Consider the following 25,011-nt stretch of genomic DNA (forward strand, 5'->3'; position numbering starts at 1 on the left):
GAGGATGGAGGAGACGACACCAAGCAGGCCTGATGTCACCGCCGATTATCTATGACATATCCACGTAAGGCAAGCGGATTTGGTGCAACGCGATAAACGGGCGCACCAAAAAGAGTCGGCACAGATCTACAGGCATCGGAACTGATTTACCGTTAAAATATGAAAACCACCGATCAAACCGCCGCGTAAGGCCAAAAGGAGAAACACGTGAAAGTTCGTGTCAAATGGGTAGAGGAAGTAAGTTTTCTGGCGACATCGGAATCGGGTCACGCCGTACTGATGGATGGCCCGCCAAGCGGCGGTGGCCGTAATCTGGGGCCGCGCCCAATGGAAATGCTGCTGATGGGCATGACCGGCTGCTCGACTTACGATGTGATCCACATCCTGAAAAAAGGCCGTGCCGACGTGCGTGACTGCGTGGTTGAAGTTGACGCAGAGCGCGCAGAGACCGACCCCAAGGTATTTACCAAGATCCATCTGCACTTTATCGTAACGGGCAAAGCGCTCAAGCCTGAAGTGGTTGAGCGGGCCATCAAGCTCTCGGCTGAGAAATATTGTTCGGCGTCGATCATGCTGGGTCAAGTCGTACCGATTACGCATGATTTTGAAGTCCGCGAAGCCAACTAAGTCTTTCTCGACTGATCGTCCGATCAGTGCGGCTGGGCTGTGGCGGCCAGACTCTTGCGAAAGAAATACGCCGCCACCAGCACGCCTGCCACCCCCAGTAGCGTTAGCAAGATAATCATCCAGGTCTGGCGACGCCCTGACTGCATCGAGCGCTGTACCGCCTGCTCGACAAATTGCTCTTTGAAGTGGGCATGCTGCGCCAGCGCCGTGGTCAGACTCTCGCCAGCAGGCTTCCACTCGCTTTCGACCACCACGACTGCAGCTTCCCGCTGATTGGCATTGGAATGGTGCAGCACTTTTTCCAGCGCCGCCAGGTATACCTTGAAGAGCCGGATATCCTGCTCGATCAGCTCTTTGTCACGCTGATTAACCACCAGAGTGCGCTGATACTCATCGAGCAAGCTCTGGGTTTCGGTGATATTGCGCCGGATGGTGGCCTCATGTGGCGCTTTTTTTGCCGTCTCGGCGTACGAGAGATGATACAAAGCGTTCACGCGAATCAGCAGAAAATCACGCTCGATCCCGGAAAGAATGGCCAGACTGCGGATAATGCTTTCGTCGGTAAACTCCAGATCGTCGGCCATGCGTTGCGTGCTGAGCACACCAATCAGCCCGATCAGGATCAGCGCTGAAATCGCGCCAAATACAATGGCCAGAAAACGCTGATTGACCGTTTTAGCCATAACGCCGACTAGGCCCGCTCCTGCTCTAACTGAATATAGTGCGCATCAATCTGCGGCGCAGTAATTGCATCCACTACGGTTAAATCACGCACAGCAAGGCGCCGCAAAGCCACGCGCCCGGCAAAATAATGCATGACGCAGGCATAAAGGCCATGCGCCAGGGCAATAAACACAAAGCCCATCGCCACCAGCACATGCAGTTGGCGCACAAAGCCCATGGCTTGCGGGTTGAGCGTCATCGGTACGGTCATGCCCAGCACACTTTGCCCGGCCAGATAGGCCACACTCAGCAACACGCCGCTGCAGGCCAGAAAGCCGATCAGGCCATACAGCAAGGCATGCATCACTTTGGCCACCAGCACCTGCGCTTCATCCTCGCCACACGGCGCGGGCGCACCATAGTGGCTTAGCACCAGCAAACGCAGCAGGCTCACGCCGAAGCTCATTTGCCCCAGCACCGAATGCGCCTGCAACCAGAACGCATGGGCGCTACTGCCACGGCCAAACCATTGCGCCAGCCCCAGCGCCAGCACGATTCCCAGCACCAGCAGCACCGTCAGCCAGTGCATCAGAACCGAGAACGGATGATACTGCTCTGCCTCTGGTTGAATATTCGGGGTCATGGCAAGTCGATATCCGTCGGGTTGTTAATTTTGCCATCAGTTTCGGAATACAGCCATGCGTAGGGCAAGCCGATCAGCAAAGCGCCGCCCACAATATTGCCCAGCGTGGCCGGAATCAGATTCAGCGTCACAAAATCGGTCACCGCCAGATCGGCTCCGGCCAGAATCGCCGCCGGAATAAAGAACAGATTGGCAATACTGTGCTCCATCCCCAGCGCGACAAAAGTCATTACCGGTGCCCAGATCCCCACCATGCGCCCCAGCGTATCCTTGGCCGAATAACCCTGCCAAGCCGCCACACAGACCAGCATATTGGCCAGCACGCCTTTCATAAAGACCACCTGAAACGGCTGGTGAACCTTGTGTTCGGCCAGATTGATAATGTAAGCCGTCCAGGGCTGATGGGCGCTGAGCAGGCCGGTCATATAGGCAAATGCCCAGGCAGCAAACAGCGCGCCACACAGATTGCCCAGATAAGATACACCCCACACCCGCACCACTTCCTGCAGGCGCACCTTACGGCGATACCAGGGCACCATTTGCGTTGCACAATTGGAGGTAAAGAGATCCGCCCCGGTGAGCACAACCGCAATAAAGCCAATCGGAAAGACGGCGCCAAACAGCAATTTATCCAGCCCGGGGTTTTCAGCCAGCAGTTTGGTTGCGCCCCCCGCCACCACTACGGCCAGCAAAGCGCCCAGCGAAATAAAAATGCCGCCCAGAAAGGCCATCACCAGCAAGCGTGGAGGCCGCAGCGCGGCTTTGCTGAGCGCAGCGTCGTCGATGTAATTGACCAGATGGTCGGGGCTTAAAATATTGGAAGCAGCCATTTATTCTTACCAGCAAGACATGCAGAGATCATATTCTAGGCGCTTAGCCAGCGCAAAAGATCACCACAATTACCTAAAACCAGCAAAAAGAGCCGAACAATCGGCTCTTTTTGCGGCAAATCAAACTTCTGCGCCCTGTACTAGCGGCCTGCTGCGCTCAGGGCCACATTGCCCAGCTGCGCCTGCTTTTTCGCCAGCTCGCGATTAACAAACAGCTTCATCGCCACTGATACGGCAAAAGCAAACAGGAAGATGGCTGCAAACACCACCGTCATGGCTGCGTAGCTACCTGATGCTTCACGCAGGAAGGATGCGAACGACGAGCCCACTAGCCCTGCCATCGCCCAGGCAGTCAACACATAGCCGTGGATCGCACTCACCTGCTTGGTGCCGAACAGATCACCAATATACGCGGGCAAGGTTGAGAAGCCGCCGCCGTAGCACGTCATGATCAGATAGAGCACCGCCTGAAACACCAGCGCGTCGCGCATTGAAGGCAGGAAATAAAATGCCACCACTTCAATGGTAAAGAACGTGATGTAGGTATTCGGGCGACCCAGATAATCTGACATCGTCGCCCAGACCAGTCGGCCGCCGCCATTAAACAGCCCGATCATCCCGACCACGGCACCCGCCGCCAGCGGGCTCATGCCAGTGACTTCCTGCGTCATCGGCGAGGCCACCGAAATCACCGCAATCCCGCAAGTGATATTAATAAACATCATGATCCACAAACCATAGAATGGTTTGGTTTTCACCGCCTCATTGGCCGTCATCGGCATCAGATCCATCGCCACTTTGGCTTTACCGGAGGCCTGGCTTTCTTCAAAGCCAGCCGGTTTCCAGCCTGCAGGTGGCGGCTCCAGGTAGCGGGCCGAGGACAACATCACCACCGCGTACAAAATACCCAGCGTGTAGAAAGTATTGGCAATCCCAACGGTCTGGATCAGCTCGGCCATCAGCGGCGCGCCAAAGAAGGAGGCAAAGCCAAAGCCCATAATCGCCAGCCCGGTCGCCAGACCACGACGATCAGGAAACCATTTCATCAGCGTAGAGACCGGCGTGACATAACCCGTTCCCAGACCTACTCCACCCAAAACGCCGTAACACAGATACAGCATCCAGAGATTACCGATCGAAACAGCAAAACCCGCACCGAGCAAACCCAGCGACCAGCAGATGGCTGAAATCGTGCCAGAAAAGCGCGGGCCACGTTTTTCGACCACATGCCCCATGACCGCCGCCGACATGCCCAGCATGAAAATCGCCAGACCAAAGGTGAAGCCGACTTCTTTCAGACTCCAGCCAAATTGCGCCATCAAAGGTTTGGAAAAAACGCTCCATGCATATACGGAGCCAATCGAGATATGAATCCCGACCCCTGCTGCTGCCATTAACCACCGATTCTTAGCCATCACGACCTCCAGTCACTGAAATTGCGCGGGTCTTTATTGATTTGATAAAGATTTTTGCGTCAGGACTAGATTGCCATTTTGCTTACGAGCACATCTTGACTGTAATCAACAAGGCACTATTACACAGAGGCGGAGATCAAGCCGGATGGAATAAAGATGAATCAAGGCGACTGGGGTATTGCCATACAGCGATTAAGCAGCAATAGCTCCATGGCAATACCCCCATCAAGACTCTGATTTAAATGCGGTAGGACAAACTGGTCATCACTTTGGAGGTGGCGCTCATCAGCTTCACCACCGGCATGGGCAGTGGCGCTGCGCCCAAGGCGATGGCCTGTTCGGCGTGGCTGGTTTCATCAATGGCCATTTGCGTCACAATCGCGCGGCTTTTGGCGTCCTGCTCGGGCAACTGCGCCAGATGGCTTTCTAGGTGCGCCGTAACCTGGCGCTCGGTCTCGGCCAGAAAGCCCAGATTCCATTTATCGCCAATCAGCCCTGCGGTCACCCCCATGGCAAACGAACCGGCGTACCACAGCGGATTGAGCAGGCTGCGATGGCTGCCCAGCTCATCGAGCCGCTGCCGCGTCCAGGCCAGATGCTCGACTTCTTCAGCCGCCGCCTGTTTCAAAGCCTCACGCGCCGCAGGCTCGCGCGCGGTGAGCGCCTGCCCCTGATACAGCGCCTGCGCGCACACTTCGCCGCAATGATTCACCCGCATCAGGCCTGCCGCGTGGGTTTTTTCTGCCTCGCTCAGCTCGACCTCGGCCAGCTCGCGATCAGGATGAGGGCGAACACTCGTCGCGGGGGCCGCCAAAGTGCGCAAAACCGTGTCGAATTCGCCAATTAATTGGTCCAGAGTGGGTAGTTTGAACATGAGTGAGCTCCATCAGACGCACAATTCTACACCGCTGCCGTGGTATGATTCGTTGATATTTTTCATCTTTGATTCCGCTTCGGAATTCCAATCAGCAGGACGCCCCATGAAACGCTTTGTCGCAGCCGCCGCACTGGCACTTTCTAGCCTGGCCGCATTCGCAGCCAACCCGCAAATCGAAATGGTGACCTCCAAGGGCAAAATCGTCGTCGAGCTTTATCCGGAAGCCGCGCCCAAAACGGTGGCCAACTTTCTGCAATACGTCAAAGCCAAGCATTATGACGACACGGTTTTTCACCGTGTGATCAATAATTTTGTCGTCCAGGGCGGTGGGTTTAACGCGCAAATGGAGCAAAAACCGACCAAAGCCGCGATTGAAAACGAAGCCCAGATGGCTTTCGAGAAAGGCCTGAAAAATGACCGGGGCAGCATTGCCATGGCGCGCACCGGCGCACCACACTCGGCCACCAGCCAGTTCTATTTCAATCTGGTCAATAACGACTCGCTGAACTACCCTTCGTTTGACAAATGGGGCTACACCGTTTTTGGCAAAATTGTCAGCGGGATTGAAGTGATCGACCAGATCGCCAAAGTACCGACGCTGCCGGGCGATGTCCCCGCAGAAGCCGTCAAGCTGATCAGCGCACGCGAGCTGCCCGCCAAACCGGGCAAAGCGGCGTCCAAAGTCGCGGCGCCCAAAGCCAGTAAATAATTCAAATCCATCTTCATACCGACAGGAGAGACTCTGATGAGCAAAGTAAAACTGAGCACCAGCAAAGGCGATATCGTTCTGGAATTGAACGCTGAAAAAGCGCCGATTACCGTGGCCAACTTTCTGCAATACGTGAACGACGGCCACTACGATGGCACGATTTTCCACCGCGTGATTGATGGCTTCATGATTCAGGGCGGCGGTTTTGCACCGGGCATGAAAGAGAAAAAAGACGGCCGCGCCAGCATCCAGAACGAAGCGGACAATGGCCTGAAAAACGATATTTACACCATCGCCATGGCGCGCACGCCTGATCCACACTCGGCTTCGGCGCAGTTCTTTATCAATGCCGCCGACAACGACTTTCTGAATTTCCGCAGCAAAACAGCACAAGGCTGGGGCTACGCGGTATTTGGCGCGGTAGTGGAAGGTCAGGACGTGGTGGATGCCATCGAGAAAGTCAAAACCGGCAGTAATGGCTTTCATCAGGACGTCCCCAAAGAAGACGTGATCATCGTCAAAGCCGAAGTGCTGGCTTAATTACCCTGAAGCGACATCCCAACAAGGCGCAGTATTCTGCGCCTTGTTGTTTTCTGACGGAGTTGGCCATGGCTTTTTCTGCGACAGAACGCCACACCTTGCTGCAACTCAAAGGCGTTGGCCCCACAGTGATCACCCGTTTGGAACAGATGGGAATTGACTCCCTGGCCACGCTGAGCCAGCAACACTGTGCTGATCTTGTTGCGCACGCTGCGGCCATGCTCGGCAGCAATTGCTGGAAAAATAGCCCGCAAGCTCGCAAAGCCATTCAAGCGGCGATTGAACTGGCACAGCGCACTACACCCTAGAAGTGTTTCATGTCTGCACGCACACTATTTATTTCCGACTTGCACTTATCCCCCGCCGACCCGGCCACCGTGGCGGCTTTTCGGCATTTTCTGGCGCACACCGCCAAGCAGGCGCAAGCACTGTATATTCTGGGCGATCTGTTTGAATACTGGCTGGGCGACGATCAGCTGGACGACGACTTTTATAGCGGGATAGCGCGCGAGCTGGCGCAACTGGCCGACAGCGGCGTGGCACTGTACTTTATGGCGGGCAACCGGGATTTTCTGCCCGGCCAGCGCTTTGCCCGTGAGGCGCGCCTGCGCATCATTGCCGACCCGAGCGTGATCAACCCTGCCGGGCAAGCGCTGCTGCTGGCGCATGGCGATGCGTATTGCACCGACGATCTGGCCTATCAGCGCTATCGCAAGCTGGCGCGCAACCGGCTAGTGCAATGGATCTGGCTGCATCTGCCACGCCGGATGCGCGACCGCGAAGCGGCCAAATTGCGGCAAAAATCGCAAGCCATGAACCGGCACAAAGCCATGATGATCATGGATGTGAACGATGTAGCCATTGAAGCCGCAATGCAAAAATGCACCTGCCAGGTATTGATCCACGGCCATACGCACAAGCCAGCTGTACACATATACCCATCAGGTACGCGCTATGTATTACCCGACTGGCATCAGGGGCAAGGCGGCTATCTGCTGCTGGATGGCGCTAGGCTCAGCCTACATCGGCTCGATGGCCAGCCGCTTACTGCGCCAGTTCAACCTTAACCCAGACGCTATAGCGCGTCAGGCTGGCGCGCTGATCAACCCCGGCCAAGCGGCGCCGATCACTGGAGCTTTCGGCCTGAGTCTCGCCAATGGGCAGCCATTCGCCCAGCCGGCCTTCCACTTCGCTATACACCTCATGCACATTAACGCGGCCATCGCGCTGCAAGCTGCTGGCCTGCGGGGCAATTTTCAGGCTGATACGCTGATCGCCCAATAGGGCCGGGGCAACATAATACCCGCTGCCCGCCACCTGCCAGACACCGCCGTATTGGCGTATCTGGTAAGCCGGGCGGTGAATAAAGCTCAGTTGCGGCACAAAGCGCTGCTGCCCCAGCATAATCATCGCCGTACCGCCATCGAGCGTGCGCAAAGTCTGCTGGCTGACTGCCGTGCTGCGGCCCTGTTGCTGCTCCAGCCCGAGATCAAGCCGGGCCTCGCTTCCCTGAGCACCAATCACCACCCGGCCTTGTGCATCGAGTGCCTGCACTTGCCGCTCGGCCAGCGAGCGCTGCTCGACGGTAATCGTCAAACTGCGCACCGGCTGATCCAGCTGCGCGGCCAGCGCTCGAATTTTCCGGTAGCTGGCTTCGTCGGGCGCGGTGACAATAATCTGGCCGGAAAACGAGCGCACCGCCGCAGCCGGAAAAGCATCCTGCAAGGCCGCAGCCAGCTGCGTCGCCAGCTGGTGCCGGGGCGTAAAGGTCTCGACATATTCGGCGCGCAATGTCATTGACATACCCAGCATGAGTATTGCCATACAGCCAATAATCAGTTTGCCATTCATAAACATACCCCAATCAGTTGATCGGCAACATCATTACCGCACGCCCGTCTGTCTCGCAGATTAAGCAGCCCAAAGCGCCGCCGGGGGCTAGACTGGATAATCAGCGCTTTGGCTCTATGCTCATCATGCCCATTCAATCCGCACCAGCATCTTCACCCACGCCCGCACTCAGCCACACCCACGCGCTGGATGTCGAGGAGATTAGCACGCGATTGGGCGTTACGCCCGCGCAAGGGCTCGATGCCGCCGCAGTACGGCAGCAGCGCAGCGTATTTGGCGACAATACCCTGCCACAAACGGCCATCCGCAGCCGCTGGCGAGTGCTGATCAGCCAGTTTCGCAGCACACTGATTCTAGTGCTACTTGGCGCAGCGCTGCTCTCGGCGCTGATCGGCAATCTGAAAGACGCCGCTGTTATTCTGACCGTGGTGCTGATTAATGCACTGGTGAGCTTTTATCAGGAATATCGCGCTGAACAAAGCCTGTCGGCGCTCAAAGCCATGCTGCCGCCGCAAGCTTGCGTGCGACGGGAGGGCTTGCGCTGCAACGTCGATGCCAGCGAGCTGGTGCCCGGCGATATTGTGCTACTGGAAGCCGGTGATCGCGTCCCCGCCGATGGGCGGATTATCGTCGCGGCCGGGCTGGAAATTGACGAATCAACGCTCACCGGCGAATCGATCCCGACGCGCAAAGACGCTGGCGCGGCGCTCAGCCAGAACACTACGCTGGCCGAGCGGCACAATATGGCCTACATGAACACACTGCTCACGCGCGGCCGAGCCGAAATCATCGTCAGTGCCACCGGGCTGGCGAGCGAAATGGGGCAGATTTCGCTCGCGCTGGCCAATAGCCGGGAAGCGCCCACCCCGCTGCAGGAGCAGCTCGACCGGCTGGGGAAAAAACTCGGCCTGATCGCCATTGTGCTGGTGGGCATGCTGGCGGTGCTCGAATGGCTGCGCGGTGAGCAACTGGCGCATATCGTCATCAATGCCATCGCACTGGGCGTCGCGGCCATTCCTGAAGGTTTACCGGTGGTCGTCACGGTGACGCTGGCGCTGGGTATGCACAAAATGGCCAAACAGCACGCGATTGTAAAACGGCTGGCCAGCGTGGAAACGCTGGGCTGCACCACGGTGATCTGTTCGGACAAAACCGGCACGCTGACGCTAAACCAGATGACCGCCCGCACGCTGTGGTATCAGCAACGCCATTTTGCGATTAGCGGCCAGGGCTATCAGCCCGCAGGCGAAGTCACCGCGCTAGACGCCGCTCCGCTGCCGGACTTTTCCACGCTGAGCAGCGCGCTCACCGCCTGCAACGACAGCCATCTGAATGGCGAACAAGTGATTGGCGACCCGATGGAAGCGGCCTTGCGCGTGCTGGCGGGCAAGCTGTCCGCGCCCATCGCCAGCCCGGTGCGGCTGGCCGAGGTGCCGTTTGACAGCAGACACAAATACATGGCGACCTTTCATGCCGACGCCGGGGGCATACTGCTCTACGTGAAAGGCGCACCCGATGTACTGCTCAACTTGTGCAGCCACATCCAGCTGGCCGATCGGGTGCAGCAGATGGATCAGGCCGGACGCGAAGCGGCGCTGCAGCATTATCAACAATTGGCTGCTCAAGGCTTGCGCGGTTTGCTGATTGCCTACCGCCAGCTCACGCCAGACCAATCTGCGAAGTTTGCGCAGCAGGGTGAGCGGCGCGATGAGCGGCACGATGAACAGGCCGCGCAGATGGCGCACGTGCAACATCTCACTTTGCTCGGCCTGATCGGCCTGCAGGATCCACCGCGTCAGGAGGCTGGCCGCGCCATTGCGCACTGCAAGCAGGCAGGCATTGCCGTCAAAATGATCACCGGCGATCATCAAACCACGGGGCAGGCCATCGCCAATCAGCTTGGGCTGACGGGGCACTGCATCACCGGCGCCGAGCTGGACAGCATGAGCGACGCGGAGCTGGCGGCCAAAGTTGACGAGATCGCCGTCTTTGCCCGCGTCTCGCCCGCACACAAGGTAAAAATCGTCGCCGCACTGCAAGCCAAGGCGCATGTTGTGGCGATGACGGGCGATGGGGTGAATGATGCTCCAGCGCTCAAAACTGCCGACATCGGCATTGCCATGGGTAAAAACGGCAGCGCGGTCGCCAAGGAAGCCGCCACCATGGTGCTCACTGACGACAATTTCGCCACCATCGTCAGCGCCATTCATCAGGGGCGCACGCTGTATGAAAACATCCTGAAATTTGTGCGCTTTCAGCTCTCAACCACCATTGGCGCGGTGCTCACGGTGTTTGTCGCCCCATTGCTGGGCTTGCCCGCGCCTTTTACGCCGATCCAGATTTTATGGATCGCCATCATTATGGATGGCCCGCCAGCGATTTCGCTCGCGCTCGACCCGGCGCGCGACGACATTATGGCGCAAGCGCCGCGCAGCCAATCCGAAGCAGTGCTGACCGCGCCACGGCTGAGCCGAATTTTGGCCTACGGCGCAACGATGATGGTTGGCACACTCGGTGTGTTGGCGTGGGAATTACAGCACGGCAGCCCCGAGCGCGCGGCAACGATGGCGTTCACGACCTTTGTGCTGTTTCAGTTTTTTAATGTGTTTAACGCCCGCAACGAGCGCCACAGCGCGTTCAACGGCCATTTTTTCACCAACCGCATGCTGTGGATGTCGCTCTTGGCGGTACTTAGCCTGCAAATCATCGCCGTGCATTGGCCGATTGCGCAAAGCCTGTTTCATACCCACGGCATGGCGTGGAGCGACTGGCCAATCTGCATCGCCGTTGCGTCCAGCATTTGGCTACTAGAAGAAGGCCGAAAATGGCTGTTTCGGCTCTGCTGCAGAGCATAGGGTATAGGGCTATAGATCAGACTGTATAATAGCTACAACACCATACCACCCATGGTATTTTATACAGGTAAGAGCAGAGCCACCGCTTGCGCTTCAACCGCATCGCCCTCGCCCACCGGGCCAAGCTTTTCGTAAGTCTTGGCTTTAACATTGACGCAGCTCGGGTCAATTCCCAAATCAGCGGCAATATTGGCGACCATGGCCGGAATATGCGGCGCCATTTTCGGCTGCTGAATCAAAATCGACGCATCAATATTGCCCACGCGCCAACCGGCAATCCGCACTCGATCCACCGCCTCGCGCAGCAGCACGCGGCTATCGGCGCCCTTGAACTCGACCGCAGTATCAGGAAAATGCCGGCCAATATCGCCCAAGCCTGCGCCGCCCAAAATCGCATCGGTAATCGCATGCAGCAAAGCATCAGCATCCGAATGGCCGAGCAAGCCTTTTTCATAGGGTATATGAACCCCGCCCAGAATTAACGGGCGTTCCAGCACCATACGGTGCACATCCCAGCCTTGGCCGATACGGAAAGGTAAACCCATCTTCATGTCCTTGAATTTAAATATGCTTAACTCGGCCAATTGTTAAATTATTCAACCCTACTATTTATTTCATTCTATTCAAAATAGATACTAAGCGGGAATTCAAATCCGAACAAATTTTGGTTTTGTTAGCCTGCACAAAAGGCAGATGGTCTTTTGCTACATCCTGTTCCACTTTATTGACGACTGCCAATAAATATTCACTTCCTTTACCTACACCTAACTTTTCATCACCCTCTTTTTTTACAGCATCGATTGCCGAATGATATTGATTGGCATATTTGGCGGCGATTTGCTTAAAGTCCCCTTCACGAGCGCATGCTTTAGCTTCAACGCGAGCAGACTCAAATAAAGTTAGGCTTTTAACTGCCTGGTAGTCATTGGCAATCGCAAACGTCGAAATAAATACAAGAAATAAAGTGAAAGTAAATTTCATAAATATTCCAATTTTAAATAAGTGCAAATAATTGCGTACAAGCGTGGAATGAGCGAAGTTCGCAAACCACACTCCAGCCCATTTATAGATCGCGTTGCAACAATAAACCCGCCAACGCCAAATCCTGCGGATAAGTCACTTTCAAATTCCACGGGCTGCCCATGACGAGTTTGGGTGATTTACCGAGGCGTTCGAGCGCGCTGGCTTCATCGGTAATATCGGCAACATGGTCGGGCAAGGCGTCTTGCAGCGCGGCAAGGAGTTCGCCACGGCGGAACATTTGTGGGGTTTGCGCTTGCCATAGGCCATCGCGCGGCGTCGTGCGAGCAATACGTTGTTCTGCCGCAGCAATCTTCAGGGTATCTGCCACTGGCACAGCCAGAATACCTCCTACAGCGTCATACTCCAGCTCGGTAATCATGCCATCGACTTGCGCACTCGTCAGGCATGGCCGTGCGGCGTCGTGCACCAGCACCCAGCTCTCATCCGCTGCATCGATCGCGGCCAAGCCATTCATCACCGATTCGGCACGGCTCGCGCCGCCGACGCGCAGCACCAGCAGGCGCTCCAGACCGCCGAGCAAAGCCGCCCAATCATAGCTACCCCACCATTCGTCTTCGGGCGAAATCACCACGACGACCTGATCAATTTGCGCCGCGCGGAGCAGCGCGCGCAGCGTATGCGCGATCAGCGGCTGGCCAAGCAGGTCGAGGTATTGTTTCGGCGTGGCGCTGGCCATGCGGCTGCCGCTACCGGCGGCGGGAACGAGGGCGATCTTTTTCATTACTCTTCCGGATACGCCACGTACACATCGCGAATAATCACATCGCTGCGCGCGGTGAGCCAGGCGGCGATCAAATCGGCGACGGGTTGATCTTCGATTGCGGCGACGCCGTATTGGCGTACCACCAGCCATTTCGGTGCTTCGCTGGCGACGTTGAAGTCAAAGTCAGCGACGGGCAGATTGGCCTCTGCCGCTACTTTAAACAGGGTATCTTGCGCAGCCTCATCCGGCACTTCGGCTTCAATCACATACGTGGCTGCGGTATGTTGATAGATGCGTTCGAGCACTTCGTAAACGGGGTAGCTCACGCCGTCAACTTCACGCGCGCCACGCGGCACGCCGTCGAGCAGCAGAATATCGCCGTGGCCGATTTCCAGATCGGGCAACGGCACGCCCGATACCAGCGCGCGCGCCGGGTCGATGCGTTGGCCAAAAATCACTTCCTGATGCTTGCCAACGCGGATGCGGATGGCTATGCGTTCAGTGCCAGATTGCAAACCCGCTAATTCGTCGGCGCTGTAGTGATGCCCAAACTTGGCCCAAGCCTGTGCGGCACTGGCCCAATCTTGCTTGGCGGTGGCGGCGATGCCTAGATTCCACCACGCGGCTTCGTCGTCGGGTTTGATTTCGAGTGCGCGCGCATTGTGTTGCTGGGCTTTGACCCAATTGCTCGGTTCGCTGTGTTTATACAGCAGCGCCAAATCGTAATGCGTTTGCGCGTCTTGCTCGTCGAGCGCCAAGGCGGCCAGAAAATGTTGCTCGGCCTTTGCCAGCTCGCCCTCTTCCCAAGCGGCGTGGGCGGCGGCCTTTAATTCGGTGGTATTCATGCAAACACTCATGATGTTAAGCCTCAGGTGCGGCGGGTTTCGGTTCTAGGGTGCGCCACAGACAATCGGCTTTATTAATTTTATCGAGTTCATCCAGATAGGCGTGGTGCAGCGCCAAATCTTCAGCGCTAGGCTGGGTACGAATCAGTGGCGCGCGCAAGCTGCGGCGGGCAGCATCGGCGGCGGCTTCTTCCTGCGTGGGCGCAAAGTCGATCAGCAGGCTGTCCTGCCCGCGCGTCATCGCCATATAGACTTCGGCGAGCAATTCGCAGTCGATCAAGGCGCCGTGCAAAGTACGGCCAGAGCGATCGACTTCGTAGCGATCACACAGCGCGTCCAAGCTATTGCGCTTGCCTGGCCACAAATCTTTGGCCATTTTCAGCGTGTCGGTCACGCTTTCGACGTAATCTTCGATTTTGCCGCGCCCGAGCTTGCCTAGCTCCATATTCAGATAGCCGACGTCAAACGGCGCATTATGAATAATCAGCTCGCTACCACGGACAAACTCCAGAAACTCATCGACGATGGCGGCAAATTTGGGCTTGTCCGCCAGAAACTGTGTGGTCAGGCCGTGGACATTCAGCGCGCCCTCTTCCGAATCGCGCCCCGGATTGATATAGCGGTGCAAATGGCGATCTGGGGCGGATAGCTTGCGGTCTATCATTTCAACCGCAGCAATCTCCAGAATGCGGTTGCCGTCTTCGACGCGCAAACCTGTAGTTTCTGTGTCGAGGAAAATTTGTCTATTACCCATAGCCGATCTGCTCAATTTAATGAAGGGTATTGTAATGGATCAGGCCCTACCCGACACGGTTTCATACTGCAGTGGCTCTGCATGCCGGCAGCGCATAGATTGCGCAGCCATAAAAAAACCCGCCTTCAACAGAAGTGCGGGTTTTTGCAACACACAGCGGTAATTAGCTGCGTACGCGTTTGAATGCCAGACCTTCAGCGTCAAACAGCATGCTGTGTTTTTCCGGGAATTTGATGCGTACTGAATCGCCGTATTTCAGGCCAGTCATATTCGATGGCAATTTGGCACAAATGATTTCGTTGATGCCAGGGATTTCAACATAAGCCAGAACGATATCACCCAGGTGTTCGGTCAGATCAACACGCGCCGGGATGCCTTCCGGATCGTTTTCTTCGCACAACTGGATGTGTTCCGGACGAATACCCAGAGTCACTTTATCGCCCACTTTAGCCGTTGATGCATTCACGGCAGCACGAACGCTAATGCCTTTTGGCAAGCGAACAACCGCGGCGCTTTGCTCAACGCCAACAACTTGCGCTTCAAAAATATTCATTTTTGGTGAGCCCAAGAAACCAGCAACGAACAAGTTCGACGGGTTTTCGTACATTTCCAGCGGCGTGCCAACCTGCTGAATCACACCAGCATTGAATACCACGATACGGTCAGCCAAGGTCATCGCCTCAACCTGATCGTGCGTTACGTACAGCATGGTGGTTTTCAATTCTTGGTGCAATTTAGACAACTCAACGCGCATATTCATACGCAATGATGCGTCCAAGTTAGACAATGGCTCGTCGAACAAGAAGACTTTTGGATTACGTACGATAGAGCGACCAATCGCTACACGCTGACGCTGACCACCTGACAAAGCCTTTGGCTTACGCTCAAGCAAGTGCGTCATTTGCAGAATTTCAGCGGCTTTTTTCACGCGCTGATCGATTTCGGCTTTGGGTGTACCCGCCAGTTTCAAGGCAAAGGCCATGTTATCGTACACAGTCATGTGCGGGTACAGGGCGTAAGACTGAAACACCATCGCAATACCACGTTTTGACGCGTGAATATCATTCGACAGCGTGTCGCCGATGTACAACTCACCCGAGGTGATTTCTTCCAGACCCGCAATCATCCGCATCATGGTTGATTTACCGCAGCCTGATGGGCCTACGAATACAACGAATTCACCATCTTTAATTTCTAGATCCGCACCTTTGATGACGCATACGTCTTTGGTGTAGTTCTTTTTGATATTTTTTAGAGTTACGCTAGCCATTTTGATTTCCTTAATTCTGAATTGGGTATTTTGTAAAGCGCCAATGCACGGGCATTTTATTTAACAGCACCATCCATGCCGGAGATAAAGTAGCGCTGAGTGAAGGCGAAGAAGATCAGTACAGGAATAACCGTCAACACAATCGCAGCCATCAAAGTGTTTTGCGAACCAGACAGCGGGCCAGTCAAATCGTTAAATACACCCACTGCCAACGGTTGCATGTCTTTGGCACGCATCACAATTGAAGACCAGATGTATTCGTTCCACTGATTCACCAGGGTAAAGATCGCCAAAGCTGCAATAGAAGGCGTCGTTACTGGCAACATCACGCGCCACAGAATTTGCATTTCGGTCGCACCGTCTACACGGGCTGCATCGATCAGATCTTGTGGTACCGCTTCAAAAGCCTGTTTCATCAGGAAGATACCGAAGGCACCCGCCACACCTGGCAATACCACACCCAGGTAGCTGTTCATACCAATCAGTTTTTTCCAGGTGGCGGCATCACTACCCGTCAGCGTCAGTTGCAACCAGTCAGCAAAGTTACCCAGTTTCACAATCGTGATGTAGTTAGGTACCAGCGCGGTTTCCTGGGGCAGCATCAGCGTTGCAATAATCGCAACGAAAATAAAGTTGCGACCAAAGAAACGCATCCGTGATAGTGGATATGCAGCCAGAACAGAAATCACTACCGTGCCGACAACAGCCAGCGTGGTGATAATGACCGAGTTTTTGAAATAAACCGAAAACGGAATTTCTACGAAAACTCGCTCAAACCAGACCAGCGTAGCACCAATGCCGTAGCCACCGGCTTCATCCGCAACGTGCGGCAAGAAGCTGTCCGGAAACAGGTAAGCATAAGAGCCATCGCTTGACAGACCGAACGACAAAGCCCACAACAACGGAAACATGGTGAACAGACCAAACGCCGACAAGCTGGCATATTGGAGCACCACGCTAAAAATCCGATTCAATTCCTTACTTTTAAACATGCTATTTTTCTCCCAGAAGGCTGATTATTTTTCGCCGAAGAAGCGGAATTGGATGGCTGCCAAGATCATGCAGAAGAATGTCACCACCAAACCAGCTGCTGCCGCAACACCAAAGTCATAGTTACGGAAGGCTTGATCGTAAACATAATACAAGGCAGTGTAAGTCTCAGCCTTGCCATCAGTCAGCACCAGCACTTCAAGGAACACTTTCAACGCACCAATTGTTGACAGCATCGTACACAGCAAGATGGTTGGTTTAACCATTGGAATCGTGATCTTCCAGAAACGATCCCAGGCATTTGCACCATCCAGAATCGCAGCTTCTTCTACTTCGGCAGGAATTGCTTGCAGGCCTGCGAGGTAAAGAACCATGTAGTAACCCAGACCTTTCCAGAGCGTGAAGATCATGATTGAGTACATGGCAATGTCAGGATCGCCCAGCCAGTCGATATCAACCAGTTGTTCCTTAGGATAAATATGCAGGAAATGCACAATTTCTGTTAGAAATGAATTGAGCATACCGTCATATTTGAAAACGAACTGCCAAACAATACCAGCAATCGAAATGGCAGTAATAACTGGAATGTAGTAAACCGCACGGAAGAAAGTCATGCCCGGCATTTTGTTATTGACCAGTTTAGCAATCAGCAAAGAACCAAGCTGGATCGCAGGCACAACGAGCAAGAAGAATAAAGAGTTTTTAACGGCCTGATGGAATAAATCTTCTTCCCAGATTCGTTTGAAGTTCTCGAAGTTATTCCACTCGACAGCACCCCCTGCGATTTCATAATGATTGAAAGCCAAATAGGTGTTGAAGCCCACGGGCCAAAATACAAAAACACCCATCAGGATCAAGGCGGGGGCCAAGAAGAAATAGGCCATAAAGTTGGAGTTTTTCACGTTTCGACTCTTCGGTGCGTTACAGACAGGATAGATAATAACTCAATACACAGCGTTTGTGACTTGATATTAACCAAAAACAGCCGCATTTACAGTGCTGGCATTATAACCGAGGCCATCCAAAAATCACATATTTGCTTGCGTCTTTTGCGGCGAATCAGTTCAACATATCAGCCGAAATGGCCTGCAAACTAATGACTTACACAATAACAAAGCTCTGACACAAGAAAGCAAAACATTAGACAAATCTAATTAATAACCCGATCATCAACATTCCCAAAAATGGTGCAAATGGCAGCGGCAATTAATTTGAATTATCCGAGAATAAAAACAAAAAGCGGTAAGTGCAATTAAGCACTTACCGCCTCAATCTTGCTAGCTAATATTATTTAGCAGAAAGACGCTTGTTAGAATCAGCAACAGCTTCGTCCAACGCTTGTTTCACAGAAATACGACCTTGCAGAGCAGCTTCGATTTTAGCGTCCATTGCTTTAGACAATGCGCCTTCATCAACATTACCTGGCAAGTCTTTCAGGAACAGGTGACGAGTTTTGTCGATAACCAGACCACCCATTTTGAATGCTTTCTTGCCTGGATCAGTCATGTCATTCAAAGATGGATCTTTAGAAGCTGCAGCATTTGCGGTCTTAGTAGAAGCAAATGTGTAAGAAGCTTTAGCGAACTGCTCTTGAGCCCACTCACCAGTAATGAAGTTACCAGCAACGCCTACAGATTTCATGTCTTTCTGGCCTTTTGGAACTACGTACATAGTAGTCCAGCCGCCGAATGCCAATTTGCCGTTGTCGCCCAATGGGAAGGTAGTAACGTCAGCAGCTTTGTAAGCAGCTGGGTTAGCATCTTTAATTTTCTTAACTGCGTGGCCGCCTTCAGCGAACATGCCTACGCCGCCGTTAGCAAACATAGCGATTTGTTCGTCGAAAGTCAGGTTAGTGTCTTTAACGATTGTGCCCGCTTTGTAAGCATCAGCAAATTTTTGTACCAGAGCTACGTGTTTAGGGCTGTTGTAAACAGCTTTGCCGTTCTGGATAACTGGCAGACCTTCGAACATGAACCAGCCAGTGAAGCCGTCTTGCAATTTAGGAGCCCAGCCTGGTTTGCCAGTAGCTGCGTGGATTTTCTTAGCTGCAGCAAATACGTCGTCCAGAGATTTGAAGTCTGGTTTAACGCCAGATTTAGCCAACAAATCTTTGTTGTAAACCATTACAGCAGTAACTTGGTATGAAGGGAAACCGTACAGTTTGCCGTCAGTAGTTGCATTAGCCAAAGCTGCGCCAGTGAATTGAGCTTTGTTGATGATGCTGTCAACTGGAGTCAACAGCTTAGGAGCCATTTCAACCATCCAGTTAGTTGGAACCAGTGCCAAGCCTGGAACGTTACCTTCAGCAACAGCAGCAACGATAGCTGGCTTCATTGCGCCCCAGCCGAGATCTTTATGAACCAGCTCAACGTCTTTTTGTGAAGAGTTGAATTTAGCAACAACTTCTTTGTGGTATGCATCGTAAGTTGGAGCCAAAGAGTGAGACCAGAACTCAACTTTAGTTGCAGCTTGAGCAGACATGATTGATGCAGCGAACAAAGTAGCACCAACGATAACAGAACGCTTAAAGTTCATAACAACTCCTAACATGGACATGAATACGCGCAACACTGGGTCGCAGAAAAATACACAAGATTTACAACTGCAAAACTACTTTAAATCACAACAAATTTCAGAGTCAACACGAATTTCCAAGTTGTCAAAATGACGCAAAACCAGCTGATCTGCGTACAACTACTTCGAACATGCATCGATTTGCGGCATGAAGCCCAACACCAAGAAACCGGCAACCATTCAGTTGCATTTCAAGCGGTAAAGCATCTGCTGTCTGAAACCATAACGGCAAGAGTACCGCAATTCATTGGCAGGGTGAACCTCGGTTCGGTCAAAAAAACCCCTCTTTGCTAGACGGAAAAGCGCTGCGAAGTTTGGCGCTGGGCAAGCCATAAATCATTTCCATCAAAAATCTGTAGGCAAAAACCCGAATGGTTTTCAAAAACTACACAACACGGAAGCCATCTACATTTTTTATCCTTTCAAATCAGTGCAATAAGCTAAAAACAGAAGCCTACAAACCCTGAAAAATGTTGTTTTTTACTTTTTACAACCAACAGAAAGTACAAAAAAACCCTAATCGGCCAAACCCCGCCAGATCAGCAACACGGTTTTTGCTCTTCAAAATAACCCCAGAAAATGCAGCATCCTCTGTGTATTTTTGTATCATCAACGCAACATTTTGAAAAAAAAGCGTGCAAACCGAAGTTAACACGCTTTTGGGTGACGAAATTCACACTGTTTTAACGATAAAGCTCAACGACAAAGTCGTAGTAGTCACTTCTGAACCAGGAATGGGTCAATTCGACCGCAGCACCATCCTCCAGATAACCAACCCGGGTCAGGTGCAGCATTGCGGCCCCGACTTCAACGCCTGTTAAAGCTGCCAGCTCGGGAGTAGCATTGACTGCGCCAATATTCTGGATCGCCCGCACCACGCTCAGATTGGCATCACGCATAAAATCATACAAAGACTCGCCGATTTTCTCGGGCTCAGGCACGTAGTGGTATGGCAGCGAGGTTCGCTCAACCGCCATAACAACATCGTTAGCCAGGCGCAAACGCTCCAGATGAGCCACCCGACTATTCGGGCTTAGATTCAGGCGCAGCAATTCCTCGGAACCAGCCAACATGATTTCGCGCTTAAGCCATTTTGATGCTGGGCGAAAACCGCGCTGCTTGAGCATCTCGGACAGGTTAGTTAAACGCGTGAGCGGCTGCTCAAGCTTGGGCGTGATATAGGTACCCGATCCCTGACGGCGCAGGATGAGCCCCTGATCAAAGAGCAAATCGAGCGCCTTGCGCGCAGTCACCCGCGAAATGCCGAGCACTTCACAAAATGTACGCTCGGAAGGAAGGGGATCGTCTGCTTTCCAGAAGCCGGCATGAATCGCGGCGGCCAACTTGTGGCCGAACTGCAGATACAACGGTGTCGCACTATCATTATCCGGTTTTAAGACCAGCAATTTATTCAGGTTTTGCATACCACCCCACCTTCCCGCTTTGATGTATTACTTATTTATTTGTATTCACGCGCGACCAAAATCAAAGCGCCGGCACATGAATCTTTTTGTGGTCGGGCAGTGCTGGCCAGAAAATCAGCCGGAATATAAGGGCGCAGCGCTTCGGACAAGCCGCCACCGCAAATGGCAATCGGCAATTCCGGTGCAGTTGAGCGCAAAGCGGCGGCGATATTGACGATTTCTTGGCCTGCGTCGTTCAAAAAGCTGCGTGCCACTTCATCGCTAGCACCAAACTCAACCACGATAGGCGAAAGAGAAGCGCATTCGGTCTGCTTCATTGCGCCCATCCATTCAAAAACTTTCTCGCGCGTATCGCCAGTTACCGTCAGCAATTTGCGACCAAAGTCGGTCAGCGGGCGACGGCCATCCATAATGCGCTGCACGTGATTAATCGCCTTCAGACCCAGATAGGCACCCGAGCCTTCGTCTGAGGTTGGAAAGCCCCAGCCACCCACTTCAAGGCGTTCACCACTTGGTAACCATGCTTCGCCGATCGAGCCGGTACCAATCGCAATAATGGCTCCATGCGCGCCGTTATGCGCGCCCAGCAGCGTTGAGTAGCCATCGGTTTCAACAATAATGCGGGCAAAGCCGGGGTTTTTGTTTTCAAATTCCTGCGCCCATGCTTTTACCGTAACACCTGACAAGCCAAAACCCACTGCGCACTTGCTGAAGTCGCATTTGTCGATACCCAGTTTTTTAAATGCTTCCCGGATCGTCAGCGTAATATTGGTCCAGGCCTTGTCCACGCCTTGGCCCAATGCTGATGGGCCACCTTCGGCACGAACCTTTTCCACGCCATCCAGGCCTGCAATCGTTACTCGCGTACCCGTGCCGCCACCATCAACACCAATCAAAAACTCGATTTGACTCATTATTCACTCCCCTCCACTGCATTAAATTCAGGCTGGGCCGCTCTGGGCTCAAACCCATTTGGTTTGGAAAAATCAGACCAGTTGCACCGTGCTCCATCCGCAAAACCGGCGCAACACTAACAAAATCGGGAAAATTCAACTGCAATATAGCCAATGCAATTAGCCATACAAGCATACCAATTTAGTGATGCCGGCAAGCAGTGTCAATTGGCTGGCATAAAAAAACGCCCAAATCTGTGGGCGTTTTGTTTTTAGCCAAATCTGCGCAACATTAAATCTTTTTAACGTGCAGACCGCATTCCTTGTTTTCGGGATTTTCCCACCACCAGCGTCCGGCTCGAATATCCTCACCCATCGCAATGGGCCGCGTACAGGGTGCACAGCCGATTGATGGCACATGCTGATCGTGCAATTTATTGTATGGAATATTCTCGGCACGGATATACGCCCAGACTTCTTTTTCGGTCCACTCAATCAACGGGTTGAATTTCTCCAGGCCATTACCAGCATCAAACTCCTGATAGCCCAGATCGGTGCGCGTTGGCGACTGCTCGCGGCGCAAACCGGTTACCCAGGCTTTGCGATCTTTCAGCGCACGCTGCAACGGCTCGATTTTGCGGATATGGCAGCAAGATTTGCGCAGCTCAACCGAATCATAGAAAGCATTGATACCGTTCTGGTTGACATACTGTTCAACGGCAGCCGTATCAGGGAAATAAACCCGGATCGGATGTGACGGATAAGCTGAGGCCACTTCCTGCATCAGGGTATAAGTCTCGGCAGGCAAACGGCCGGTATCCAGACTGAAAATATCAATCGCCACCTGGTGCTTGGCCAGCAAATGGGTAATCACCATATCTTCGGCGCCAAATGAATTGGCAAATACTGCAGGCGAATATTCCGCCGCAATGCGTTGCAGCAGGGCAATTGATTCGCTTAATTTCTGTTCAAAGTTCATTGCAACAATCCATTGTCAATTTAAAAAGCCAGTTTCCAGCCTATCATCGCCAGCATCACCGCCAGACAGGGGCGCAAGACCGTGTCCGACACCCGCCCTGACAGATGACTACCCAGATAAATACCAGGCAAAGAGCCCAGCAACAAATACCCAAGTAAGCCCCAATCCATATTACCCATTCCGGCATGCCCCAAGCCTGCCACTAAGGTCAGCGGCACCGCATGCGCAATTTCGGTACCCACCAACCGCTTGGTTGGCAGCAGCGGATAGAGTACAAACAAGGCCACGGTACCCAAAGCGCCAGCGCCAATTGAAGTTAGCGTCACAATCGCGCCCAGCAACACCCCTGTCAAAACCGTCAGCAGATTCAGTCGTGGGCCAGCCACATGAAACGCGTCGCCCGCATGTCGCTGCGAAAAAGCGATCATCTGCTTTTTAAACACAATCGCCACCGCAGTAAACAGCAGCGCAAAGCCAAGGCCCTGCTTGATCACCCGGTTTAGCGCCTCGGTATCGGCATGCAGATTATGCAGCACCAGCAGCGTTAATGCAGCAGCCGGTACGCTACCCAAGGCCAGCCAGCCGGTGATAGTCCAGTCGATATTCTTGTTTTTCTGGTGGGCATGCACGCCACCGGCCTTGGTAATTGCGGCATACAGCAAGTCAGTACCGACTGCCGTGGCCGGGTTGATGCCAAAGTACAGCAAAATTGGCGTCATCAATGACCCACCGCCCACACCAGTCATGCCGACAATAAAACCCACCACCAGCCCTGCGATTACAAAGCCATACCAGACTGCATCCATCCCCAACCCCAAAGCTTTTTTCTTAAGCGCCCAATGATAACGCGCAGCAATAGTGCCCTATATACTATTCTGTTATCATTTTAGAACCAATGGTTATGTCGGGAGGGCAAACGATGAAGCTGCAACAATTGCGTTATCTGGTTGAAGTCGCCAAACAGGGGCTGAATGTCTCGGAAGCCGCAGAAAAGCTGCATACATCCCAACCGGGCATTTCCAAACAAATCCGTCTGCTGGAAGACGAGCTGGGCGTGCAGATTTTTATCCGTAACGGCAAACGCGTTGTGGATATTACCGCGCCGGGTCGCGAGATTCTACGCATTTCCGAGCGCATCCTGATGCAATCGCAAAATCTCAAGCGCATTGGCGAAGAATTTGTGCAGGTTGAAAACGGCAGTCTGACCATTGCCACCACACACACGCAAGCCCGCTACGCCCTGCCCAAAGTGATTCAGTCCTTTTTGCAGCGCTACCCGAAAGTACGCCTGTCGATCAAGCAAGGCAGCCCGATGCAGATCAGTGAAATGGTCGTCGATGGCAGCGCCGATCTGGCCATTGCCACCGAAGGGATCGACCACTACCCCGAGCTGGCCATGCTCAATTGCTACGACTGGAACCGCTGCATTATTGTGCCCAAAGCACATCCGCTAACCATGCTGAACCGCCCGCTCACCATCGCCGACATCGCTGCCTGGCCTTTGATTACCTATGATTTTGCCTTCACCGGCCGCTCCAAAATCAACCGCGCCTTTGAAGAGCAAAATCTCACGCCCAATGTCGTACTCACGGCCATCGACTCGGACGTCATCAAAACCTATGTCGAGCTGGGGCTGGGTATCGGTATTCTGGCAGGCATGGCTTACGAGCCTGAGCGCGACACCGCACTGACAGCCATCGACGCCGCGCACCTGTTTGAAGCGTCAACCACGCACATCGGTATGCGCAAGGATGCCTATTTGCGCGGCTACGCCTACGACTTTATCGCGCTGTTTGCTCCGCACCTGACGCGTGCTGTCGTGCAGGACGCACTGCTGTGCGAAGGCGAAGAAGGCTATGAATAAGCCAAACCGATAGCCAATTCAAACCCAAGGGTATATCCCTGTAGAGCTTATTCAAGAAGCGCTACAGGAATATACCCCGATATCACTTCAAACCCTTCTGCTGCGCCCAGAAAATTCCGCAGACCGTTTTAGCGTCGGTGATTGAGCCGTCGATCACGCCTGCCACCATCTCGTCGATGCTCATGCTGATGCACTCAACAAACTCACCGGCATCGAGCTGCGCTTCGCCAGCGCTGAGATCGCGCGCTAGAAAGAGTTTAATTTCTTCGTCGGTGTAGCTGATGATGGGGTGCAGAACGCCAAGATATTCCCAGCTACTCGCGGTGTAGCCGGTTTCTTCGAGCAATTCGCGCTTGGCGCATTCAAGCGGATCTTCCCCCGCTTCGAGTTTGCCAGCCGGAAACTCGATAAACACGCGATGCAGCGGATAGCGGTACTGGCGTTCCAGCAGCAAGCGGCCATCCGGTAATTGCGGAATGATCATCACCGCGCCGGGATGCAGGATATATTCGCGCGTCGCCTCGGCGCCATCGGGCAGGCGCACCGTATCGCGGTTCACATGTAATAAATTGCCATCAAAAACGCGCTGGCTGCTTACTGGCGCTTCAAACAGGTGGAGATCTTCAGTCGACATTCGGTGTTCCCAATAAAAAACGGCTAC

Annotated in this window: 27 protein-coding genes; 7 read left to right on the plus strand and 20 right to left on the minus strand. The window is 53.6% G+C overall.

The window, feature by feature from the left end; genetic code table 11:
- Positions 1–207: 207 nt before the first annotated feature.
- Complete coding sequence (locus FLS37_RS09735; RefSeq protein WP_157669699.1) at positions 208–627, plus strand: OsmC family protein; 420 nt, start codon at positions 208–210, stop codon at positions 625–627.
- A gap of 23 nt (positions 628–650) precedes the next feature.
- Here the strand turns inward: FLS37_RS09735 and FLS37_RS09740 are convergent, their stop codons facing one another.
- The 5 genes from FLS37_RS09740 to coq7 all read right to left on the minus strand — a co-directional run bounded on the left by FLS37_RS09740 (position 651) and on the right by coq7 (position 5,052).
- Positions 651–1,310 (minus strand): MCP four helix bundle domain-containing protein, encoded by a 660-nt coding sequence (locus FLS37_RS09740; protein ID WP_157669700.1) that lies wholly within the window; start codon positions 1,308–1,310, stop codon positions 651–653.
- A gap of 8 nt (positions 1,311–1,318) precedes the next feature.
- A complete protein-coding gene (locus tag FLS37_RS09745) occupies positions 1,319–1,933 on the minus strand; it encodes a cytochrome b/b6 domain-containing protein (RefSeq protein WP_157669701.1) in 615 nt (204 codons plus the stop codon).
- Positions 1,930–2,763, minus strand: a complete 834-nt coding sequence (locus FLS37_RS09750) for a formate/nitrite transporter family protein (RefSeq protein ID WP_157669702.1) — start codon at positions 2,761–2,763, stop codon at positions 1,930–1,932. The genes FLS37_RS09745 and FLS37_RS09750 overlap by 4 nt, the downstream gene beginning before the upstream one ends.
- A gap of 140 nt (positions 2,764–2,903) precedes the next feature.
- Positions 2,904–4,178 (minus strand): OFA family MFS transporter, encoded by a 1,275-nt coding sequence (locus FLS37_RS09755; protein ID WP_157669703.1) that lies wholly within the window; start codon positions 4,176–4,178, stop codon positions 2,904–2,906.
- A gap of 238 nt (positions 4,179–4,416) precedes the next feature.
- On the minus strand, positions 4,417–5,052 hold the full coding sequence (gene coq7 / locus FLS37_RS09760; protein ID WP_157669704.1) for a 2-polyprenyl-3-methyl-6-methoxy-1,4-benzoquinone monooxygenase: 636 nt from the start codon (positions 5,050–5,052) through the stop codon (positions 4,417–4,419).
- A gap of 106 nt (positions 5,053–5,158) precedes the next feature.
- On the opposite strand from coq7, the gene FLS37_RS09765 reads away from it, so the two are divergent.
- From FLS37_RS09765 to FLS37_RS09780, 4 genes are all read left to right on the plus strand, one after another.
- Positions 5,159–5,764, plus strand: coding sequence for a peptidylprolyl isomerase (locus tag FLS37_RS09765; RefSeq protein ID WP_157669705.1), 606 nt, complete (start codon positions 5,159–5,161; stop codon positions 5,762–5,764).
- A gap of 36 nt (positions 5,765–5,800) precedes the next feature.
- Positions 5,801–6,304: a peptidylprolyl isomerase gene (locus FLS37_RS09770; RefSeq protein ID WP_157669706.1), complete on the plus strand. Its 504-nt coding sequence runs from the start codon at positions 5,801–5,803 to the stop codon at positions 6,302–6,304.
- Positions 6,305–6,372: 68 nt separating this feature from the next.
- Complete coding sequence (locus FLS37_RS09775) at positions 6,373–6,612, plus strand: helix-hairpin-helix domain-containing protein (RefSeq protein WP_157669707.1); 240 nt, start codon at positions 6,373–6,375, stop codon at positions 6,610–6,612.
- A 9-nt stretch (positions 6,613–6,621) separates the two neighbouring features.
- A complete protein-coding gene (locus FLS37_RS09780) occupies positions 6,622–7,371 on the plus strand; it encodes a UDP-2,3-diacylglucosamine diphosphatase (protein WP_157669708.1) in 750 nt (249 codons plus the stop codon).
- Here the strand turns inward: FLS37_RS09780 and FLS37_RS09785 are convergent.
- Entirely contained in the window at positions 7,349–8,155 is an 807-nt protein-coding gene (locus tag FLS37_RS09785) for a hypothetical protein (protein WP_157669709.1), read from the minus strand. The two genes, FLS37_RS09780 and FLS37_RS09785, sit on opposite strands and share 23 nt — an antisense overlap.
- A 125-nt stretch (positions 8,156–8,280) precedes the next feature.
- Here FLS37_RS09785 and FLS37_RS09790 point away from each other — a divergent pair, with 125 nt between their 5' ends.
- Positions 8,281–11,010 (plus strand): HAD-IC family P-type ATPase, encoded by a 2,730-nt coding sequence (locus tag FLS37_RS09790; RefSeq protein ID WP_157669710.1) that lies wholly within the window; start codon positions 8,281–8,283, stop codon positions 11,008–11,010.
- 59 nt (positions 11,011–11,069) lie between these two features.
- Here the strand turns inward: FLS37_RS09790 and ispF are convergent, their stop codons facing one another.
- The 13 genes from ispF to FLS37_RS09855 all read right to left on the minus strand — a co-directional run bounded on the left by ispF (position 11,070) and on the right by FLS37_RS09855 (position 23,292).
- Positions 11,070–11,555, minus strand: coding sequence for a 2-C-methyl-D-erythritol 2,4-cyclodiphosphate synthase (gene ispF, locus FLS37_RS09795; RefSeq protein ID WP_157669711.1), 486 nt, complete (start codon positions 11,553–11,555; stop codon positions 11,070–11,072).
- Between the two features lie 64 nt (positions 11,556–11,619).
- Positions 11,620–11,991 carry a hypothetical protein gene (locus FLS37_RS09800; protein WP_157669712.1) on the minus strand — a complete coding sequence of 124 codons (372 nt, stop codon included), beginning with the start codon at positions 11,989–11,991 and terminating at the stop codon, positions 11,620–11,622.
- Positions 11,992–12,073: 82 nt separating this feature from the next.
- The gene (ispD, locus tag FLS37_RS09805; protein ID WP_157669713.1) at positions 12,074–12,775 is read right to left on the minus strand and encodes a 2-C-methyl-D-erythritol 4-phosphate cytidylyltransferase; all 702 of its coding nucleotides are present in this window, start codon (positions 12,773–12,775) and stop codon (positions 12,074–12,076) included.
- Complete coding sequence (locus tag FLS37_RS09810) at positions 12,775–13,602, minus strand: hypothetical protein (protein ID WP_157669714.1); 828 nt, start codon at positions 13,600–13,602, stop codon at positions 12,775–12,777. Before FLS37_RS09810 ends, ispD begins: the two co-directional genes overlap by 1 nt.
- 16 nt (positions 13,603–13,618) lie before the next feature.
- Positions 13,619–14,356: a DNA polymerase III subunit epsilon gene (gene dnaQ, locus FLS37_RS09815; protein ID WP_157669715.1), complete on the minus strand. Its 738-nt coding sequence runs from the start codon at positions 14,354–14,356 to the stop codon at positions 13,619–13,621.
- Between the two features lie 163 nt (positions 14,357–14,519).
- Entirely contained in the window at positions 14,520–15,626 is a 1,107-nt protein-coding gene (locus FLS37_RS09820; RefSeq protein ID WP_157669716.1) for an ABC transporter ATP-binding protein, read from the minus strand.
- A 56-nt stretch (positions 15,627–15,682) separates the two neighbouring features.
- Positions 15,683–16,618 carry a carbohydrate ABC transporter permease gene (locus FLS37_RS09825; RefSeq protein ID WP_157669717.1) on the minus strand — a complete coding sequence of 312 codons (936 nt, stop codon included), beginning with the start codon at positions 16,616–16,618 and terminating at the stop codon, positions 15,683–15,685.
- Positions 16,619–16,642: 24 nt separating this feature from the next.
- Positions 16,643–17,518 (minus strand): carbohydrate ABC transporter permease, encoded by an 876-nt coding sequence (locus FLS37_RS09830; RefSeq protein ID WP_232522560.1) that lies wholly within the window; start codon positions 17,516–17,518, stop codon positions 16,643–16,645.
- Between the two features lie 385 nt (positions 17,519–17,903).
- The gene (locus FLS37_RS09835) at positions 17,904–19,151 is read right to left on the minus strand and encodes an ABC transporter substrate-binding protein (protein WP_157669718.1); all 1,248 of its coding nucleotides are present in this window, start codon (positions 19,149–19,151) and stop codon (positions 17,904–17,906) included.
- A gap of 722 nt (positions 19,152–19,873) precedes the next feature.
- Positions 19,874–20,614 (minus strand): GntR family transcriptional regulator, encoded by a 741-nt coding sequence (locus FLS37_RS09840; RefSeq protein WP_198314569.1) that lies wholly within the window; start codon positions 20,612–20,614, stop codon positions 19,874–19,876.
- A gap of 35 nt (positions 20,615–20,649) precedes the next feature.
- On the minus strand, positions 20,650–21,528 hold the full coding sequence (locus tag FLS37_RS09845; RefSeq protein WP_157669719.1) for a BadF/BadG/BcrA/BcrD ATPase family protein: 879 nt from the start codon (positions 21,526–21,528) through the stop codon (positions 20,650–20,652).
- Between the two features lie 271 nt (positions 21,529–21,799).
- Positions 21,800–22,486 carry a phosphoadenylyl-sulfate reductase gene (locus FLS37_RS09850; RefSeq protein WP_157669720.1) on the minus strand — a complete coding sequence of 229 codons (687 nt, stop codon included), beginning with the start codon at positions 22,484–22,486 and terminating at the stop codon, positions 21,800–21,802.
- 20 nt (positions 22,487–22,506) lie between these two features.
- Positions 22,507–23,292, minus strand: coding sequence for a sulfite exporter TauE/SafE family protein (locus FLS37_RS09855; protein WP_157669721.1), 786 nt, complete (start codon positions 23,290–23,292; stop codon positions 22,507–22,509).
- A 113-nt stretch (positions 23,293–23,405) separates the two neighbouring features.
- Here FLS37_RS09855 and cysB point away from each other — a divergent pair, with 113 nt between their 5' ends.
- Positions 23,406–24,350 carry an HTH-type transcriptional regulator CysB gene (gene cysB / locus FLS37_RS09860; RefSeq protein ID WP_157669722.1) on the plus strand — a complete coding sequence of 315 codons (945 nt, stop codon included), beginning with the start codon at positions 23,406–23,408 and terminating at the stop codon, positions 24,348–24,350.
- An 82-nt stretch (positions 24,351–24,432) separates the two neighbouring features.
- Here cysB and FLS37_RS09865 read toward each other — a convergent pair whose 3' ends face one another.
- The gene (locus tag FLS37_RS09865; RefSeq protein ID WP_157669723.1) at positions 24,433–24,984 is read right to left on the minus strand and encodes an NUDIX domain-containing protein; all 552 of its coding nucleotides are present in this window, start codon (positions 24,982–24,984) and stop codon (positions 24,433–24,435) included.
- Between the last annotated feature and the right edge of the window lie 27 nt (positions 24,985–25,011).

This window comes from Chitinibacter sp. GC72, assembly GCF_009760905.1.
Classification (GTDB): Bacteria; Pseudomonadota; Gammaproteobacteria; order Burkholderiales; family Chitinibacteraceae; genus Chitinibacter.

Bases quoted from the DNA above. Each gene is read 5' to 3' on its own strand.
- FLS37_RS09780 (WP_157669708.1), top strand. From the start codon at position 6,622: ATGTCTGCACGCACACTATTTATTTCCGACTTGCACTTATCCCCCGCC.
- FLS37_RS09825 (WP_157669717.1), bottom strand. From the start codon at position 16,618: ATGTTTAAAAGTAAGGAATTGAATCGGATTTTTAGCGTGGTGCTCCAA.
- FLS37_RS09850 (WP_157669720.1), bottom strand. From the start codon at position 22,486: ATGAACTTTGAACAGAAATTAAGCGAATCAATTGCCCTGCTGCAACGC.
- FLS37_RS09810 (WP_157669714.1), bottom strand. From the start codon at position 13,602: ATGAATACCACCGAATTAAAGGCCGCCGCCCACGCCGCTTGGGAAGAG.
- FLS37_RS09835 (WP_157669718.1), bottom strand. From the start codon at position 19,151: ATGAACTTTAAGCGTTCTGTTATCGTTGGTGCTACTTTGTTCGCTGCA.
- FLS37_RS09740 (WP_157669700.1), bottom strand. From the start codon at position 1,310: ATGGCTAAAACGGTCAATCAGCGTTTTCTGGCCATTGTATTTGGCGCG.
- FLS37_RS09785 (WP_157669709.1), bottom strand. From the start codon at position 8,155: ATGAATGGCAAACTGATTATTGGCTGTATGGCAATACTCATGCTGGGT.
- ispD (WP_157669713.1), bottom strand. From the start codon at position 12,775: ATGAAAAAGATCGCCCTCGTTCCCGCCGCCGGTAGCGGCAGCCGCATG.
- FLS37_RS09750 (WP_157669702.1), bottom strand. From the start codon at position 2,763: ATGGCTGCTTCCAATATTTTAAGCCCCGACCATCTGGTCAATTACATC.
- FLS37_RS09790 (WP_157669710.1), top strand. From the start codon at position 8,281: ATGCCCATTCAATCCGCACCAGCATCTTCACCCACGCCCGCACTCAGC.
- FLS37_RS09840 (WP_198314569.1), bottom strand. From the start codon at position 20,614: ATGCAAAACCTGAATAAATTGCTGGTCTTAAAACCGGATAATGATAGT.
- cysB (WP_157669722.1), top strand. From the start codon at position 23,406: ATGAAGCTGCAACAATTGCGTTATCTGGTTGAAGTCGCCAAACAGGGG.
- coq7 (WP_157669704.1), bottom strand. From the start codon at position 5,052: ATGTTCAAACTACCCACTCTGGACCAATTAATTGGCGAATTCGACACG.
- FLS37_RS09765 (WP_157669705.1), top strand. From the start codon at position 5,159: ATGAAACGCTTTGTCGCAGCCGCCGCACTGGCACTTTCTAGCCTGGCC.
- FLS37_RS09845 (WP_157669719.1), bottom strand. From the start codon at position 21,528: ATGAGTCAAATCGAGTTTTTGATTGGTGTTGATGGTGGCGGCACGGGT.
- FLS37_RS09770 (WP_157669706.1), top strand. From the start codon at position 5,801: ATGAGCAAAGTAAAACTGAGCACCAGCAAAGGCGATATCGTTCTGGAA.
- FLS37_RS09800 (WP_157669712.1), bottom strand. From the start codon at position 11,991: ATGAAATTTACTTTCACTTTATTTCTTGTATTTATTTCGACGTTTGCG.
- FLS37_RS09745 (WP_157669701.1), bottom strand. From the start codon at position 1,933: ATGACCCCGAATATTCAACCAGAGGCAGAGCAGTATCATCCGTTCTCG.
- FLS37_RS09775 (WP_157669707.1), top strand. From the start codon at position 6,373: ATGGCTTTTTCTGCGACAGAACGCCACACCTTGCTGCAACTCAAAGGC.
- FLS37_RS09865 (WP_157669723.1), bottom strand. From the start codon at position 24,984: ATGTCGACTGAAGATCTCCACCTGTTTGAAGCGCCAGTAAGCAGCCAG.
- dnaQ (WP_157669715.1), bottom strand. From the start codon at position 14,356: ATGGGTAATAGACAAATTTTCCTCGACACAGAAACTACAGGTTTGCGC.
- ispF (WP_157669711.1), bottom strand. From the start codon at position 11,555: ATGGGTTTACCTTTCCGTATCGGCCAAGGCTGGGATGTGCACCGTATG.
- FLS37_RS09855 (WP_157669721.1), bottom strand. From the start codon at position 23,292: ATGGATGCAGTCTGGTATGGCTTTGTAATCGCAGGGCTGGTGGTGGGT.
- FLS37_RS09820 (WP_157669716.1), bottom strand. From the start codon at position 15,626: ATGGCTAGCGTAACTCTAAAAAATATCAAAAAGAACTACACCAAAGAC.
- FLS37_RS09755 (WP_157669703.1), bottom strand. From the start codon at position 4,178: ATGGCTAAGAATCGGTGGTTAATGGCAGCAGCAGGGGTCGGGATTCAT.